13 protein-coding genes are annotated in these 15,064 nt (G+C 53.3%); 12 read left to right on the forward strand and 1 reads right to left on the reverse strand.

From position 1 onward, the window contains the following. Window positions 1-25: 25 nt before the first annotated feature. The 12 genes from LA756_RS09035 (at window position 26) to LA756_RS09090 (ending at window position 13,746) form a co-directional block, all read left to right on the forward strand. The gene (locus LA756_RS09035; protein WP_224440370.1) at window positions 26-310 is read left to right on the forward strand and encodes a MazG nucleotide pyrophosphohydrolase domain-containing protein; all 285 of its coding nucleotides are present in this window, start codon (window positions 26-28) and stop codon (window positions 308-310) included. A gap of 330 nt (window positions 311-640) precedes the next feature. Next, window positions 641-2,791, forward strand: coding sequence for a hypothetical protein (locus LA756_RS09040; protein ID WP_224439546.1), 2,151 nt, complete (start codon window positions 641-643; stop codon window positions 2,789-2,791). Then, window positions 2,788-3,738 (forward strand): ABC transporter ATP-binding protein, encoded by a 951-nt coding sequence (locus LA756_RS09045; protein WP_224439547.1) that lies wholly within the window; start codon window positions 2,788-2,790, stop codon window positions 3,736-3,738. The genes LA756_RS09040 and LA756_RS09045 overlap by 4 nt, the downstream gene beginning before the upstream one ends. Before the next feature lie 208 nt (window positions 3,739-3,946). Beyond that, a complete protein-coding gene (locus LA756_RS09050) occupies window positions 3,947-5,170 on the forward strand; it encodes a protein-L-isoaspartate(D-aspartate) O-methyltransferase (protein WP_224439548.1) in 1,224 nt (407 codons plus the stop codon). A 244-nt stretch (window positions 5,171-5,414) separates the two neighbouring features. Then, window positions 5,415-6,539: a TIGR03000 domain-containing protein gene (locus LA756_RS09055; protein WP_224439549.1), complete on the forward strand. Its 1,125-nt coding sequence runs from the start codon at window positions 5,415-5,417 to the stop codon at window positions 6,537-6,539. A 150-nt stretch (window positions 6,540-6,689) separates the two neighbouring features. After that, the gene (locus LA756_RS09060; protein WP_224439550.1) at window positions 6,690-7,358 is read left to right on the forward strand and encodes a hypothetical protein; all 669 of its coding nucleotides are present in this window, start codon (window positions 6,690-6,692) and stop codon (window positions 7,356-7,358) included. Further along, complete coding sequence (locus tag LA756_RS09065) at window positions 7,355-8,320, forward strand: HTTM domain-containing protein (RefSeq protein ID WP_224439551.1); 966 nt, start codon at window positions 7,355-7,357, stop codon at window positions 8,318-8,320. Before LA756_RS09060 ends, LA756_RS09065 begins: the two co-directional genes overlap by 4 nt. Before the next feature lie 274 nt (window positions 8,321-8,594). Continuing rightward, window positions 8,595-9,608, forward strand: a complete 1,014-nt coding sequence (locus LA756_RS09070) for an aspartate-semialdehyde dehydrogenase (RefSeq protein WP_224439552.1) — start codon at window positions 8,595-8,597, stop codon at window positions 9,606-9,608. Window positions 9,609-9,620: 12 nt separating this feature from the next. Continuing rightward, complete coding sequence (gene truA / locus LA756_RS09075) at window positions 9,621-10,415, forward strand: tRNA pseudouridine(38-40) synthase TruA (protein ID WP_224439553.1); 795 nt, start codon at window positions 9,621-9,623, stop codon at window positions 10,413-10,415. Between the two features lie 25 nt (window positions 10,416-10,440). After that, on the forward strand, window positions 10,441-11,616 hold the full coding sequence (locus LA756_RS09080; RefSeq protein WP_224439554.1) for a glycosyltransferase family 4 protein: 1,176 nt from the start codon (window positions 10,441-10,443) through the stop codon (window positions 11,614-11,616). Between the two features lie 194 nt (window positions 11,617-11,810). Beyond that, window positions 11,811-12,701 (forward strand): serine/threonine-protein kinase, encoded by an 891-nt coding sequence (locus LA756_RS09085; RefSeq protein WP_224439555.1) that lies wholly within the window; start codon window positions 11,811-11,813, stop codon window positions 12,699-12,701. Between the two features lie 52 nt (window positions 12,702-12,753). Then, a complete protein-coding gene (locus LA756_RS09090) occupies window positions 12,754-13,746 on the forward strand; it encodes an acetyl-CoA carboxylase carboxyltransferase subunit alpha (RefSeq protein WP_224439556.1) in 993 nt (330 codons plus the stop codon). A gap of 371 nt (window positions 13,747-14,117) precedes the next feature. Here the strand turns inward: LA756_RS09090 and LA756_RS09095 are convergent, their stop codons facing one another. After that, entirely contained in the window at window positions 14,118-15,041 is a 924-nt protein-coding gene (locus LA756_RS09095; protein ID WP_224439557.1) for a CvpA family protein, read from the reverse strand. Window positions 15,042-15,064: the final 23 nt, after the last annotated feature.

Below are 15,064 nucleotides of genomic sequence, written 5' to 3' on the forward strand. Positions count from 1 at the left end.
AGATGGCGACGTCGGTTTCCGGCAGATGCAAAAGCTGATCCACGAGATGTACTACGAGAAAGATGAAGCTCGAGGGATCGAAGGAACGTTTATGTGGTTAATGGAAGAAGTGGGCGAACTTTCTTCCGCACTTCGAGGGGGTACTCACCAGGAACGCAAGGAGGAGTTTGCCGACGTGATTGCCTGGCTGTCAACCATTGCCAATGTCGCGGGAATCGATCTGGCTGAGGCTCTTAACGAAAAATATGGCAGCGGCTGTCCTGGCTGTGGAAAGTTTGTCTGCACGTGTGACGATGCGGAAAAACCGTAATTTAGGGTGTTAACTTCCAGCAAATTTCGGTGATCCGATTTCCCAAGTGACTCGCTCTGGAAGCCTTCGGTGACTATCCTAAAAGGTTTGCCCTAATGAAGTTAATCGATTAGTTGGCAACCTGACGACTTTGGGCCTGGCAAGCCTCCTTTCATTCAATTCGCAACGCGTTAAGAAACAGCCCTGAGCTTGTTTGGTACCACCATGCGGAGTTTCACTCCAAATTTCATTCTTACCTGGCTGATGGCAGCTTTCAGCCTATCGGCCATAGCATTCGATTCCCGAACTGCGTGCGCAGCACCAGATGAGCGCGAAACGATCACGGCCAACATGGCCGGCTACTGGGTAGCCAACGAACACGAAATAGCGAATCTCGATATCGCCCTTGGGGTTGGTGGTTACTTCAAGCTCGGTAGTTGGACGGAAGCCAGAGTCGAAGTTGCCTCTTCCGCGTTCCCATCTGATCCTCAACTTTCGATCATTGCCCTCGACAGCGATGGGGTACCAACCGAGATCCTTGCCCCAGAGCCGCAAAGTCGGAACGGCAATCTCGTTTTCCGAATCCCTTTAAAAATTGGACGGCGTTCTTCTAATCTGAAAGTTCAATTCCTGACAACCGAAGGTGGTCTTGAGAAAACGTCGATACGTGAGTTTCCTGTCTCGCAACTTGCACAACCGATCCTGGCCACCAATCGGCTTTTCCTGCAGCTAGGCCCCAGTATCGGTCTCAACGATGCTTTACAGCGATACGACTCCGATCTTAGTAATTCCACCACAGTCGCGACGCTAGATGACGTAACGCAACTACCGTTTGATTGGTATCTTCTCGAAGGGGTCGACCACATCGTGTGGATGGCCAACGACGTCGCTTCGGTAAACTCGATTAGCGATAAGCAGATGGCCGCTTTGTTGGAGTGGCTCAAACTTGGCGGCCAGATGACATTATCGGTAGGTGGTGAAGTTGCCGAAATTATTGGCGAGAATAAACCGGTCGCTCGCTTCGTGCCGGGAACTTTCCGAGACGTCCAGAACCTCCGGAGTACGACCGAGTTGGAAGCGATGGTCAACTCGGTCGCGCGGGTTGATCGTCCCGTTGAAAAGCCACTTCCCATTGCGGTTATCCAAAGCCCTAGTGGTGTTGTAAGAGTCCAGGAAGGATCACGTCAGGCAATGACCCCGCTTTGGATTCGCAGCGCGGTAGGCTTTGGTACGATTGAGTTCTTTGCGTTCGATCTTTCTGTGGATCCGATTGCCAAGTGGCCCGGCAGAGAGCCTCTCCTGAAGCTACTTCTCGACGACATTAGCGATCGACTTGATGAGTCCCAAGTATCCATGCAGTCCGGCAGCAGCGTGGCGCACTATGGATATACGGATATTGCCGGCCAACTACGACGGGCACTCGATCAGTTTCCAGGTGTCCGAAACGTTTCGTTCTTTCTGATCGGTGCGATCATCGTTATATACCTGGCCCTGATAGGCCCTGGCGATTACTTCTTCCTCCGCAAGCTAGGGCTACGCATGGAATGGACCTGGCTCACTTTTCCAGCAATCATTTTGCTGGCGAGTGCCGGCATCTGGTCGCTTGCTACGTGGTGGAAGGGAACGCAGTTGAAGATGAATCATGTCGAAGTGGTCGACATTGATCTATCGAACCAACTGGTCCGCTCCACGAGTTGGTTTCATCTCTTCAGTCCTGACTCGAAGCGATACGATGTGAAAATGAAACCAAGCACGATTCCTTCAGGTGCGTGGAATCAGCTTCTCAGCTGGCAGGGCCTTGCCGGGTCTGGGCTTGGAGGTATGAGTGCCCGCCAATCGATTTCGACGGTTCCTACTCCGTATGACATCGATTTCCAACTAGCGGACGAAACGACGCAAGTTTCTCTTGAAGAACTCCCAATCCAGATTTGGTCATCCAAGACACTCATGTCTCGCGGGTGGGGACAGCTCGACGAGACCGAATACGAGCCATTGGTCGAACGAGACAGTCAGCTGATCGAAGGTCTACTGACCAATCCGACCAATGTTGAACTGACCGACTGTTATATCTTCCATGGCCGCTGGGCATACTTTGTCGCGAAACTGCCAGCCGGTGGAACGGCTCGTATCGTTCCAGGGCAGTCCGCTCAGAACACAGAGAAAGTTCTCAAACGCCGACGTGTTCAAGAGTCAACCGATGGAGGTGAACTCTGGGATCGCCAAAGCAGTGATATCCAACGCATCATGGAAGTCACGATGTTCCATAGTGCTGCGGGTGGTCGCAGCTACACCAATCTTTCCAATCGATTCCAAGGCTATGTCGACCTTTCGTCTCATATCGAAGGGGATCGAGCCGTCTTGGTTGGAAAAGTTGAGAACCCTCTCACCAGTGTGCAAGTCGATGGCCAGCCGATCGATCCGTCTGAGGCCCAGACATGGTCGTACGTGCGAATCGTCTATCCGGTCCAGAAACGCAGCCAGAATGAGATAGCCCAACGATGATCAAGACCGTTGACCTGACGAAAAAGTATGGCGATTTCTTCGCAATCAAGGGAATCGAACTCGACCTGGATCAAGGCGACGTGTTTGGTTTTATCGGCCCTAATGGTGCCGGCAAAACGACCACGATGCGAATCATTGCAACGCTCCTGAATCCTTCCTGGGGCGAAGCCTACGTTTGTGGCAACTCGATCTATACCAAGCCGAAAGAGATTCGCCGACTGGTCGGCTACATGCCAGACTTCTTTGGCGTCTACGACGACATGAAGGTCATCGAGTACCTCGAGTTCTTTGCAGCGGCGTACCGCATCAACGGCAAGGAACGCACAAAAGTGTGCAACGAAATGCTTGAACTGGTGGACCTCGAATTCAAGCGTAATGCATTCGCGAATACACTTTCCCGTGGTCAAACACAACGACTCGGCTTGGCTCGTGTGATGCTGCACAACCCTCAGGTTCTGCTGCTGGACGAACCTGCTAGTGGTCTAGACCCTCGCGCACGTATTCAAATGCGTAACTTGCTCAAGCGACTTCGCGACATGGGCAAAACCATTATCGTTTCAAGTCACATTCTTCCAGAACTAGCCGACGTTTGTAATAAGATCGGGATCATCGATCGTGGTGTTTTGGAAGTGAATGCTTCCGTTGCTGAAGTAATGAAGCAAGTGAAGCAAAAGACGACGTTGCTCGTTGCCGTTCAGGGTGACAATGACGCGGCCGGCAAAGTCCTCGAGCAGTCAGACATTGTCGAGAACATAGAGTCCCGCGTCGATCACTTACTGGTAACCCTCAAGAAAGAGGCTGAAGACTATAGTGATCTTCCCACGATGCTCGTCCAAGCAGGGCACAAGATAACACTTTTCCGGGAAGAAGAGATCAACCTCGAGTCGGCGTTCATGGCATTAACCAAAGGCATGGGTCAACAGGTTTCGACAGAACCGGCTACGTAACGCGGATTGACGAACTGCACGTCTTCTTCTTATAGCCCCAAGTCCCGTCACAACGATAATGTCGGTTAAACGACGCGTTCCGTTCGATCTATCGCTTCTTGCGCGAGATGAAAAATCGGGAAAATGAGGGCTTTTCAGGCGGAAGAACCTATAATGGCAGATTGTTAGTTTGCTCGATTTCTGTCATCTCTTCCGTGCTGGATATTCCATGATCGGACGATCCCACTTCACCGCTTGGCTGGTTCTCGCTTCTATTCTGGGGGGCGTAAATGCCTCCTCCGCTGATGCCCGTGATCCGTACGAGGCTGCGCGCAATCACTTGGTAGAAACTGCCGTGATCGCTAACGGCGTGAAAGATCCGCGTGTCATTGCGGCGATTCGTAATACACCACGCCACGAGTTTGTTGCTTCCAATCAACGGAATCAGGCTTACTACGACATGGCTCTGCCCATTGGGGAAGATCAGACCATTTCTTCGCCGTTTATCGTGGCTTATATGACCGAATCACTCGAGCCTAAGCCGTCTGATAAAGTGCTGGAAATTGGTACAGGGAGTGGCTATCAAGCTGCTGTTTTAAGCCCTTTGGTCAAGCAAGTCTTCAGCATCGAAATCAAAGAACCACTGGGACGAAAAGCGGCTCGCACACTGCAGCGTCTCAACTACGACAATGTTTATACCAAAGTAGGCGATGGCTACCTCGGCTGGCCTCAATACGCGCCGTTCGACAAGATCATTGTGACCTGTTCGCCAGAGAACGTTCCCAAACCGCTCGTCGATCAGTTGAAGGAAGGGGGCCGGATGGTCATTCCTGTCGGTGAACGTTATCAGCAAACACTGGTTCTTTTCACGAAGAAAGATGGCAAGCTGGAAGCAGAGCCACTACGGCCAACCCTCTTTGTTCCTATGACCGGTGAGGCGGAGTCTCGCCGCCAAGTGAAACCAGATCCAGCCAATCCTCGCTTGGAAAATGGCGACTTCGAGCTTGAACTGGAAAAGAACGGCAGCGTTCCAGGATGGTACTACCAGCGTCAGCTGGAACTAGTAGAAGACAGCAGTTCCCCCGGCGGTACCAAAAGCTTGAAGCTCTCGAACGAAGAACCTGGCCGCGTTGCCCTGGCGCTGCAAGGGTTGGCACTCGACGGACGAAAGGTTCCCCGCCTCAAGCTTTCCGGCTGGGTCAAAACCGAAGGCATGGGCTTGGGGCCAGACCGAACGCTAGCCCCGATGATCATGATTTCTTTTTATGACGAACAGCGACGAGACCTGGGAAAAGCCGCCATCGGTCCGTTCATCGGAACGCTTGACTGGCATGAAGTCGAAAAGGTGGTCAATGTACCGCCGGCGACACGTGAAGCACTTTTTCGGGTCAGTACCTTTGGCGCGGTCGGCACTATGTACGTCGATAATCTGGCAGTCGAAGCAGCCCGTTAAAAAAGGGGGTACGGGCCAATCTTGCACTGCAAAGCTCCTTTTTGGCTCGTAACTCTTTTCTGTACAGGGACTTAGATGCCATTTCCGGCGATCCCTCCAAATTCTATCTATTCAGCAAATTTTGCCCATTCTGCTTGAATTGAAACCTACACTTGCTAAGTTCAAAGAGGGCAGCGTTGTTGCTAGCCTCGCAATGAATGCAGATCACGTGTTTGGAAAAACGGTAGTTGGAGTGAATCCGGGTATGAAAAGCAGCATTGGCCGAAAATTCGCAATGGCCGGCGCGCTGGCATGTGCCGCCATGGTAGTGGGCACGAGCCAGGTCGAGGCCGGCTGGGGTTCTTGGGGATCAAGTGGTGGTTCGAGCGGCGGTTCCAGTGGTGGATCCAGCGGCGGCTCGAGCAGCTCGTACTGGAGCGGAAGCAGCGGCTCCAGTGGTTCGAGCGGTTCCAGCAGTGGCTACTGGCGTGGCGGTTTGTTCCAACGATGGTGGGACAATCATCGCGCTGCCAAAGTCTACGGTAGCAGCGGCGGAAGCAGCAGCTCCAGCTATGCCAGCAGTGGCGGTTCGAGCAGCAGCAGCTGGGGTTCCAGCGGTGGCTCGAGCGGCGGTGGCCTGTTCGGTCATCACCGTGTGAAGCGAAGCTGGGGATCCAGCGGTGGTTCGAGCGGCGGAAGCAGCAGTTCCAGCTACGGTAGCAGCGGCGGATCGAGCGGTGGTTCCAGTGGCGGTACTTATCAGTACTACACTCCGATGGAGTCGGCTCCGGCAACGGATGCAGCTCCTGCCGACGTCCCACCAGCAATTCCTGCCGAAGCAGCTTCTTACCGCGGCAACGACGCTGTCATCAACGTCAGTGTTCCTGCAGGTGCTAAGATCTACGTCAACGACAAAGTCACCTCGAGCACTGGTACCGTTCGACGTTTCGTCTCGCGAGACCTCGAACCAGGTTACAAGTTCGAGTACGAAGTTCGCGCTGAAATGCGAATCGATGGCCGTCTCGTTCGTGAAGTGAAAACGATCGAAATGACCAGCGGCGACAGCAAGGAAATCGAGTTCCAACTCGATCCAACTGCTCAGCCTGACACCCAGGTCGTCGGTGCTCCTGTCGAAACCAAGGTCACCCTGAACGTTCCTTCGAACGCATCGGTTACCCTGGCCGGCAACGAAATGCGAACCCTTGGTCCGCAGCGTATCTTCAGCACCGTGGCTCTGGCCGCTGGTGAAACCTGGAAGGATTACGACATCGTCGTGACGGTCCTTCGCAACGGTACGCCGATCACTCAGCGTAAAACCATCGATCTGACCGGTGGTGACGAACGCGAAATCAACTTCGATTTCAATTCCGACTCGGTCGCTTCGCTCTAAAGCGGATTTCGCCCGAATAGTTTGACTAAACCGAAAAGCCCTCGCCTTGGATAATCTCCGAGCGAGGGTTTTTTCTTTGCAGATCGACTGATCGTTACCTCTTCTTTTTGAAGCAGCCTGCCGGCAGTTTTGGTCGATACGTTCAATACCATGAACGCTCGAACCACTTCACCCGCCGAAAAGAAGGCCGTCGCGCCTGCAAAAATCGCTTGGAGTCCAGCTTTCCGGGGCTTCATCAGCGTCTTGTTGCTAATTCACTTGACGGCTGTTTTCGTAGGGCCGTGTGCTTCGCCACCGCCGTCCAGTTATTGGGCCCAGGGAACCGAGCAATTTCTAGCTCCTTATCTTCACGCAACATTTCTGCGAGGCCATGGATATCGCTTCTTTGCTCCCAATCCTGGGCCAAGCCATTTGGTGCGCTACGAGCTTTTGAACGAAGCGGATGAAGAAATAGGGGAGGGCACATTCCCAAATCTCGAAGAGCATTGGCCGCGGTTGTTTTACCACCGTCACTTCATGATTAGCGAATCCATGTTCAATACGGCAAACGTTCCTAGCGAACCTCCGCCACCGGAAGCGCCCGCGAGTGCGCGTGCCGAGTTTGAAGCGGCTACCAGCTTACGAGATGCTTACCTCGATTCAATTTCACGATACTTGGCCCGACAAAATCCAGAGGCAGATAAGATTCGCATCGTCATGGTGCAGCATGCGATCCCGATGCCGCAAGACGTCGCCAATGGACGGCCATTAAATGATCCGAGTCTGTACGAAGAAGTCGTCCTCGGTGTGTACACCGTTCAACCGGAGGACCGATCGTGATCAAAACATACCTTCACGAACTGTACTCCGGCATCCGCGACGGTTGGAATCGGTTCTGGTTTACGCCGACAGATCCCGCAACGCTGGGCTTGGTGCGTATCTTTGCCGGCAGCATGCTGTTCTATACTCACTTGGTTTGGTCGATTGACCTGACAGGGTTCATGGGAGAGCAGGGGAGGTTTTCGACCGATCTTGTCCAGCGGATGCACCAGGGTAGTACGTTTGCGTTCAGTTATCTCTGGCTATTCGACGGCAACCCAGCCATGCTTTGGTTCGTGCACATCGCGGCGTTGTTCGTTTTGCTGATGTTCACGCTCGGTTTTTATACCCGGATCACAAGCATCCTGACGTTCATTATCGCCGTAAGCTATGCCCATCGAGCGCCGGGAGCATTGTTTGGGCTCGATCAAATCAATGTCATGCTGGCGATGTACTTGATGCTCGGTGGAGCAGGGGAGGCCTTCAGTCTTGATCGCCTGCTGACGAAGTGGCGTTACCCGAAACGAGTACTTCCCGAAATAAGCACCGCCGCCAATGTTTCGATTCGCTTGATTCAACTTCATATGTGTGTGATCTATCTGTTTGCGGGGACCGGCAAGTTGCTCGGCGAAACCTGGTGGGAGGGAACGGCAATTTGGGGAGCGGTCGCCAACAGTGAGTACCAATCGATGGACATGACCTGGCTGGCCAGCTATCCCTTGCTAATTGCCCTGATGACTCAAGTTTCTCTGGCCTGGGAAATGAGCTACTGCGTGTTGGTTTGGCCTCGCCTGACGCGACCGCTTGTTATCTTGATGGCGATCCCACTTCATCTCGGTATTGCCATTTGTATGGGGATGATCACATTCGGCTTGGCAATGTTGATCGGAAACCTGGCATTCGTCAGTCCCTGGATCATTAGAGAAATTGAAGCTAGTCTCCGCCAACGACTTGCCCCAGAACCGACTCCCGAACCTGCCTAAAGAGAAGAGCAGGGGGGCGAGACATGGCATTTATCGCGAAAACCGCATGAATTCTGAAAGAATCTGACGGCGCATCTCGAATCGCGGTAACGCACCATGAAGCTTGGGGTTACCGGAAGATTCGTGATGCTTCTAATCTTCCTCGAGCGTCGCTTACCGCCCAAACGAACCCCATTACGCGTTGAAGTGTCCCTGGGCGAGCACTTATAATGCAGGTTTTGGATATCCGCTAGGATCCATACAGGTAATTTGTTCAACCCCATAGGAACTCCCCGTGTACGAGAATCTGGCCATTGTTGGAGCCACTGGAGCCGTAGGACGACTGATTCGTCAGTTACTAGAGGAACGCAAGTTTCCTTACAAAACAATCAAATTCCTCGCTTCGAAACGTTCCGCCGGCACAGAAATCACGTTCAACGGCACCACGCACACGGTGGAAGAACTAACGCCTGATTCGTTCGAGGGTGTCGATATTGCTATCGGCAGTACGCCTGACGACGCCGCTGCAGAGTTCGCTCCCTGGGCCGTCAAAGCAGGCTGCATCGTCGTCGACGAAAGTGGTTATTGGCGGATGAAGGACGACGTGCCGCTTGTTGTTCCTGAAGTCAATCCGGAAGCTATCCAAAACCACAAAGGGATCATCAGCAGCCCTAACTGTTCGACCACGCAAATGGTTGTCGCGATGAAGCCGCTGCATGACGCCGCGAAGATCAAACGCGTCGTTGTCTCGACCTATCAAGCGACCAGCGGTGCCGGTGTTGTCGGGGAAGAAGATCTCGTGGAAGGCGCCAAGGCAGTCCTCGAAGGAAAGCCATACGAGTACAAGGCCTTCAATCATCAGATCGCCTTTAATCTCATTCCACAGATCGGCAGTGAAAAGCACGAAGGCTACACCTCGGAAGAAATGAAGATGGTGTGGGAAACGCAAAAGATCTTTGGTGATGACTCGATCAAAGTTTGCCCGACGTGTGTTCGTGTACCTGTGACCAACTGCCACAGCGAAACGATCATGGTCGAAACGGAACGACCGATCTCGCCGGCAGAAGCTCGCGAATTGTTCGAGAAGACCGAAGGCATTACTGTCGTCGATAATCTCGGGGCAGGGGAGTACCCAATGCCTAACAACTGCACTAACAAGAACGAAGTATTCATCGGTCGTATTCGCAAAGACATTTCCTGCGAAAACGGTCTGACGTTCTGGTGCGTTAGCGACAACCTTCGAAAGGGTGCCGCAACGAATGCTGTTCAAATTGCGGAACTTCTCGTTCGCAGTTCGGCCGCCGTCTAATCTGAGCGTGCCATGGAATCATCGGAGCATGCGGCGGCCAGTTCTTCCGGCCGCTGCATCAAGCTGACTGTCGCTTACGACGGCACAAACTATCAAGGTTGGCAGCGCCAACCCACCGGTCCGACGATTCAAGCGGCGCTCGAAGCCGCCATCAACAGCATATCCCAAGAAGCCGTTCACATTGTTGGCAGTGGACGCACGGATGCAGGCGTTCATGCCTGGGGACAAGTGGCCAGCTTTCATACGCAGTCTAAATTGCCTGCGGATGTCTTTCGCAAAGCCCTCAACGCGACGTTGCCAGAAGATATCGTCGTTCGGCATGCCTGCGATGCTCCGATTAACTTTCGGCCAATCAACGACGCGATCTCAAAACGTTATCGCTATGTCCTTCAGCCTGGTCGGATCAATGATCCCTTCTCGCTGAAGCATGCCTGGTTCGTCAAACGTGTACTCGATGTCGAATCAATGCAATTCGCCGCTCAGACGTTGATCGGCGAACATGATTTCGCCGCATTTCAAGCAACAGGTTCGCCGCGTCAATCCACCATCCGAACTATGCTCGATGCCTCGGTCACCGTTCACGATGCCGACGAGCGTGCGAAAATTCATATCGAAGTGGAAGCGACCGGCTTTTTATACAACATGGTCCGCATCATCGCCGGCACTCTAGTCGAGGTAGGGCAGGGGAAGCGAACCGTAGAGTCGGTTGCCGATGCCATAACCTCTTGCGACCGCCTGCAAGCCGGCATGACCGCGCCGGCCCATGGCCTATACTTGCTTAAAGTCCATTACCCGCCGCACGAATAAATTTTGACCGAAGGCCAACGACCTCATGCGTGTTGCTCATGTAATTACCCGAATGATCATCGGTGGCGCGCAAGAGAACACGCTTTATAACTGCCTCGATCTAATTCGAGACTTCGACGATGACGTCTTACTGATCACGGGGCCCAGCGAAGGACCGGAGGGAAACCTACTGGAACAGGCCCATGCCCAGGGGCTTCCGGTAAAGCTGCTTCCCAATCTAAAACGCAACATTCATCCGATCACCGATTGGAAAGGGTACCAGGAAGTCAAAGCCGCCATTCGTGAATTCCGTCCTGACGTAGTTCATACGCACAGTGCCAAAGCAGGCTTGTTAGGCCGAAGGGCCGCGATGACGCTCAAAGTCCCCGCCGTTATCCACACAGTACATGGCGCGCCTTTTCATCCTTACCAATCAGCACCGGCCCGCAAATTCTTTATTGCCTGCGAACGATACGCTTCAAGCCAATGCCATCAATTGGTGAGTGTTGCTGACGCCATGACCGATCTGCTCGTGGAAGCGAACGTCGCATCACGCGAAAAGTTTCTGACCGTCTATAGTGGAATGGAAGTCGAGCCGTTCCTGGAGAGCAGGGGACTGCGCAACGAAACTCGAGAGCAACTTGGAATTCAGCCAGGCGACGTCGTCATCGGCAAGATCGCTCGACTCTTTCACTTGAAGGGGCACGAGTATGTGATCGAAGCAGCCAAGCAGGTTGTCTCCGAGTGCCCGAACGCCAAGTTTCTCTTCGTCGGCGACGGTATCCTTCGCGGGAAGTATGAAGCGGCGATCGCGGAAGCTGGGCTGACCGATCATTTCATCCTCGTGGGACTTGTCCCCCCCAAGGAGATCCCGAAGTACATCTCAGCGATGGACGTTCTCGTGCATACCAGTCTTCGCGAAGGACTAGCCAGGGCACTCCCGCAAGCTCTTCTTAGCGGAAAGCCAGCCGTCAGTTTCGATATCGATGGGGCCCGCGAGGTGGTGTCCACCATGGAGACCGGTTTTCTGATTCCGCCGGGCGATATCCCGCAACTCATATCGGCACTAACACAGCTTTGCCACGACGCTGCACTTCGCGAAAAGCTGGGAGAAGAAGGGCGACGTCGCTGCAGCCAGGTGTTTCCGCACCAAGTCATGACGCGTCGCCTGCGGGAAATCTACCAGGAAGTCCTGCTAAGAAATGGGCATGAACTTGCCTAACCTTTTAAAACGGCAACGGTTACGGCATTTGAAGGGGTAGTTCACTCTTTTGAAACTCGAATGATTAGGGTAAGATTAAGAGGCCTGTCGACTGGCCAGGTCAACGGAACTTTAGGGGCAAATCCTCGTCACGGATAATCTCATCGGTGTCTACCGCAGGAAGAAACTATATCGGTCCATACCGCCTGATACGCATGCTGCGCGCAAGCCAGACGTGCCAGGTATGGGAAGCGATTCACGACTTAGACAATCGTCGCGTTGTGATTAAAACGCTGCGTGAAAATTACATCAAAGACAAAGGCGAAATTGCGGCGCTGAAACATGAGTTCAGTGTTGCCGGCAAGTTCGACCATCCCCAAGTCATTCATGTCTACGAGTTCGATAACTTCCGAGGCGTTGCCTACCTCGTTCTTGAATTCGCAATTTCTCGCAACATGAAAATGGCGATTCGAGAAGGGGTTGAAGAACTAGCCTACTGGACGCCTAAGATCATCGAAGACGGAGCCAAGGGCCTCGGCTATATGCACCAGCAAGGCTGGGTTCATTGCGACGTGAAGCCTGACAACTTCTTGCTTGGCAACGAAGGCAACATCAAGCTGATCGACTTTTCGATTGCCCAGAAAAAGAAGTCTGGTCTCGGCAAGCTGTTTGGTGGCGGCTCGAAGGTGAAAGGCAACGTGCAAGGAACTCGTAGCTATATGTCACCGGAGCAGATACGAGGCGCCTCATTAGATGACCGTGCCGATATCTATTCATATGGCTGTACCATCTATGAATTGATCTGCGGCAAAGTTCCCTATACGGCAACCAGTCCAGATCAACTACTTGATAAGCATTTGCGGGCAGGGATTCCATCTCTGCAAGCAGCAAACGATAACGTCACGCCTGAGTTTTCAGGCTTAGTCGAACGCTTAATGGCCAAAGACCCCAAGCAGCGTCCCGATACGATGGACGATGTCGTTCGATTACTGAAGAACACAAAGATTTATCGCATTCCGCCGCGCAAGCCGGCCGCTTTAGTCGATCGAGAAAAAGCGGCGGCAACTAGTGGAGACGACTCCACCTCGGCACCTGACAACGGATAACAACGCACTCGGTGCACGATTTCATTAACTGCCTGGAGCATTGAAAGCTTTCATGAGCACTTCGCTTTATCTCGACTTCGAACAACCGATTGAAACGCTCGAGAACAAACTGAAACAGCTAGAAGCTGAGAAGAACGACTCGCCGGAACACCACGATGAGATCCGCAACGTTCGCAAACAGCTGACCGACACCATTCGCCAAATCTACAGCGACTTGTCGCCATGGCAAACGGTTGAAGTCGCTCGCCACCAGAAGCGTCCTCAGTCAGCGGACTACTTGAACTTGGTCTTCGACGAGTTCGTCGAACTGCATGGTGATCGAAAGTTCGGCAACGACCGCGCACTTCGCACTGGCTTCGCGAAGCTCGACAAGCACAAAGTCATGTTCCTTGGTCACTTTAAAGGACGTGACCTGAAAGAACGCAGCGAGTGCTACTTTGGTTGTGCCAATCCTGAAGGCTATCGCAAAGCAATCGAGAAGATGGAGCTCGCCGAGAAGTACAACCTTCCGGTGATCGCGTTCATTGATACGCCAGGCGCGTACCCAGGCATCGGCGCCGAAGAACGCGGCCAAGCCATGGCCATCGCCGACGCGATGTTCGTCATGTCGCGACTTAAGACACCAATCATCTCCGTCGTCATCGGCGAAGGTGGCTCAGGCGGTGCCTTGGGAATTGGTGTCGCCGATCGAACGGCGATGCTGCAGCATGCCTACTACTCCGTGATCAGCCCTGAAGGCTGTGCTGGCATTCTGTGGAAGAGCCACGAGTTCAAAGCCAAAGCGGCGGAAGCTCTGAAGTTCACTTCCAAATACTTGCCCAAGTTTGGGATCGTCGATGACGTCATTGAAGAGCCTCTCGGCGGCGCCCACCGAGACCATCACCAGATGGCTGCTCGCCTGAAAATGTACCTGACCAAAACAGTCAATGAACTGGCCGCCAAACCGACCGACGAGCTGGTCGAAGGACGCTACGAAAAGTTCCGCCAGATGGGCATGTTCCTGGAGCGTGAACTGGAAGCCACCGAAGGTGAACCAGCGAGCTAACTGGACGCCACCTGGCAACGAAATTCATCAAAGCATGAAGCCGTCGCGAATGAATCTCGCGGCGGCTTTTTCGTTTCGAAATTCATCCGCCTGAGAGGCGCTGGAGCAACCTCGCTGGACCAACGAACCACACCGCAAGCTTCGCGGCTCTTAGAAACGATCCTGGAACACCAAGCCCGAGTGCCTGGCAATGAAGTTCATGAGAGAGTAGGGCCCAGAAGTCGATCAACCAGGAATAACCCAGCCCCCATAGAAACCCCACTGCAACGTCCGATAATGTTTGTTATGTGCGGTTCGAGGCCTATTTTTACCGAATCAAACGTGATTCGCGAAATCCCGGCACTTCTCCCCTGACGTTGCCCATTGCCCACTTAATAACGTGGCTGCTGTTGGTAGCCCGGCTGACCGTTCTGCATGGGATATGGCGTCTGCTGTTGCGGCTGCGAGTACTGCGGATAGTAGCTACCGCCCTGCTGCTGAGGCGCCGGAATGTTCATTTGTGGTGGGTAATAACTTGGCTGCTGCGGCGGCTGATATTGCCCTGAATACTGCTGCCAATTCTGCTGCACATTTTGCGGATTATCGATCGACTGATTCACGAAATTCTGGAACTGCCCTACCTGGCTCTGAACTTCATTCTGTAGCTTGTTCTGGACCTGATTCTGCACATTATTCTGGAAGTTCTGGAACTCCTGCTGCAGATTAAAATTGGCAGGATCGACCGCCGAGCCACCACCGCTGGGAACACCATTCCCAGAGTCGGCAAACCATTCCGGATTCTGACCGTTGATCCGCTGGTTGTAGCGATCGATAAATGGCCCCACGACTTCATTCACTTCAGCTGGCATGACGCCGTGCAGATTGTGAATGACCTTCGTGATGTAGAACCCCGACTTCGACTGAACGATTTGCTGGCGGCTATCATCTTTGGTCAATGCCACCGCGAACATCGTCACGATGATGCACAGAAGCACGCCTTTCACGAGACCAAGCCCAGCACCTACTTGGCGGTCCCAATCTTTCAGCTCGAACTGGGCCAGCGTCTTGTTGATCATCGAGAAGACGACCCAAACAACCAACGAAGTCGCCATGTATAAACCGAGCATCGCGGCAAGGTTTCCCCACGGAGGCTGTAAGCCCAACGCGTTGGCAACTGGTTCGCGAAGCTGCATCGAGACGAAGTAGCTGGCGACCAACGAAGCGAACGATGCAACTTGCCAGGCCATGCCTTTGTACACACCCCACAGGATCGCACCTGCGAGAATCGCCAGCATGAGGAAATCGTATGCAACCATTGTTCGCTATCCATCGCTAAAAA

Source organism: Bremerella sp. TYQ1, from assembly GCF_020150455.1.
Lineage (GTDB): Bacteria > Planctomycetota > Planctomycetia > Pirellulales > Pirellulaceae > Bremerella > Bremerella volcania_A.

Coding starts and splice junctions, on each gene's coding strand:
- LA756_RS09035 (WP_224440370.1), top strand. CDS start 26: ATGCAAAAGCTGATCCACGAGATGTACTACGAGAAAGATGAAGCTCGA.
- LA756_RS09040 (WP_224439546.1), top strand. CDS start 641: ATGGCCGGCTACTGGGTAGCCAACGAACACGAAATAGCGAATCTCGAT.
- LA756_RS09045 (WP_224439547.1), top strand. CDS start 2,788: ATGATCAAGACCGTTGACCTGACGAAAAAGTATGGCGATTTCTTCGCA.
- LA756_RS09050 (WP_224439548.1), top strand. CDS start 3,947: ATGATCGGACGATCCCACTTCACCGCTTGGCTGGTTCTCGCTTCTATT.
- LA756_RS09055 (WP_224439549.1), top strand. CDS start 5,415: ATGAAAAGCAGCATTGGCCGAAAATTCGCAATGGCCGGCGCGCTGGCA.
- LA756_RS09060 (WP_224439550.1), top strand. CDS start 6,690: ATGAACGCTCGAACCACTTCACCCGCCGAAAAGAAGGCCGTCGCGCCT.
- truA (WP_224439553.1), top strand. CDS start 9,621: ATGGAATCATCGGAGCATGCGGCGGCCAGTTCTTCCGGCCGCTGCATC.
- LA756_RS09080 (WP_224439554.1), top strand. CDS start 10,441: ATGCGTGTTGCTCATGTAATTACCCGAATGATCATCGGTGGCGCGCAA.
- LA756_RS09085 (WP_224439555.1), top strand. CDS start 11,811: ATGCTGCGCGCAAGCCAGACGTGCCAGGTATGGGAAGCGATTCACGAC.
- LA756_RS09090 (WP_224439556.1), top strand. CDS start 12,754: ATGAGCACTTCGCTTTATCTCGACTTCGAACAACCGATTGAAACGCTC.
- LA756_RS09095 (WP_224439557.1), bottom strand. CDS start 15,041: ATGGTTGCATACGATTTCCTCATGCTGGCGATTCTCGCAGGTGCGATC.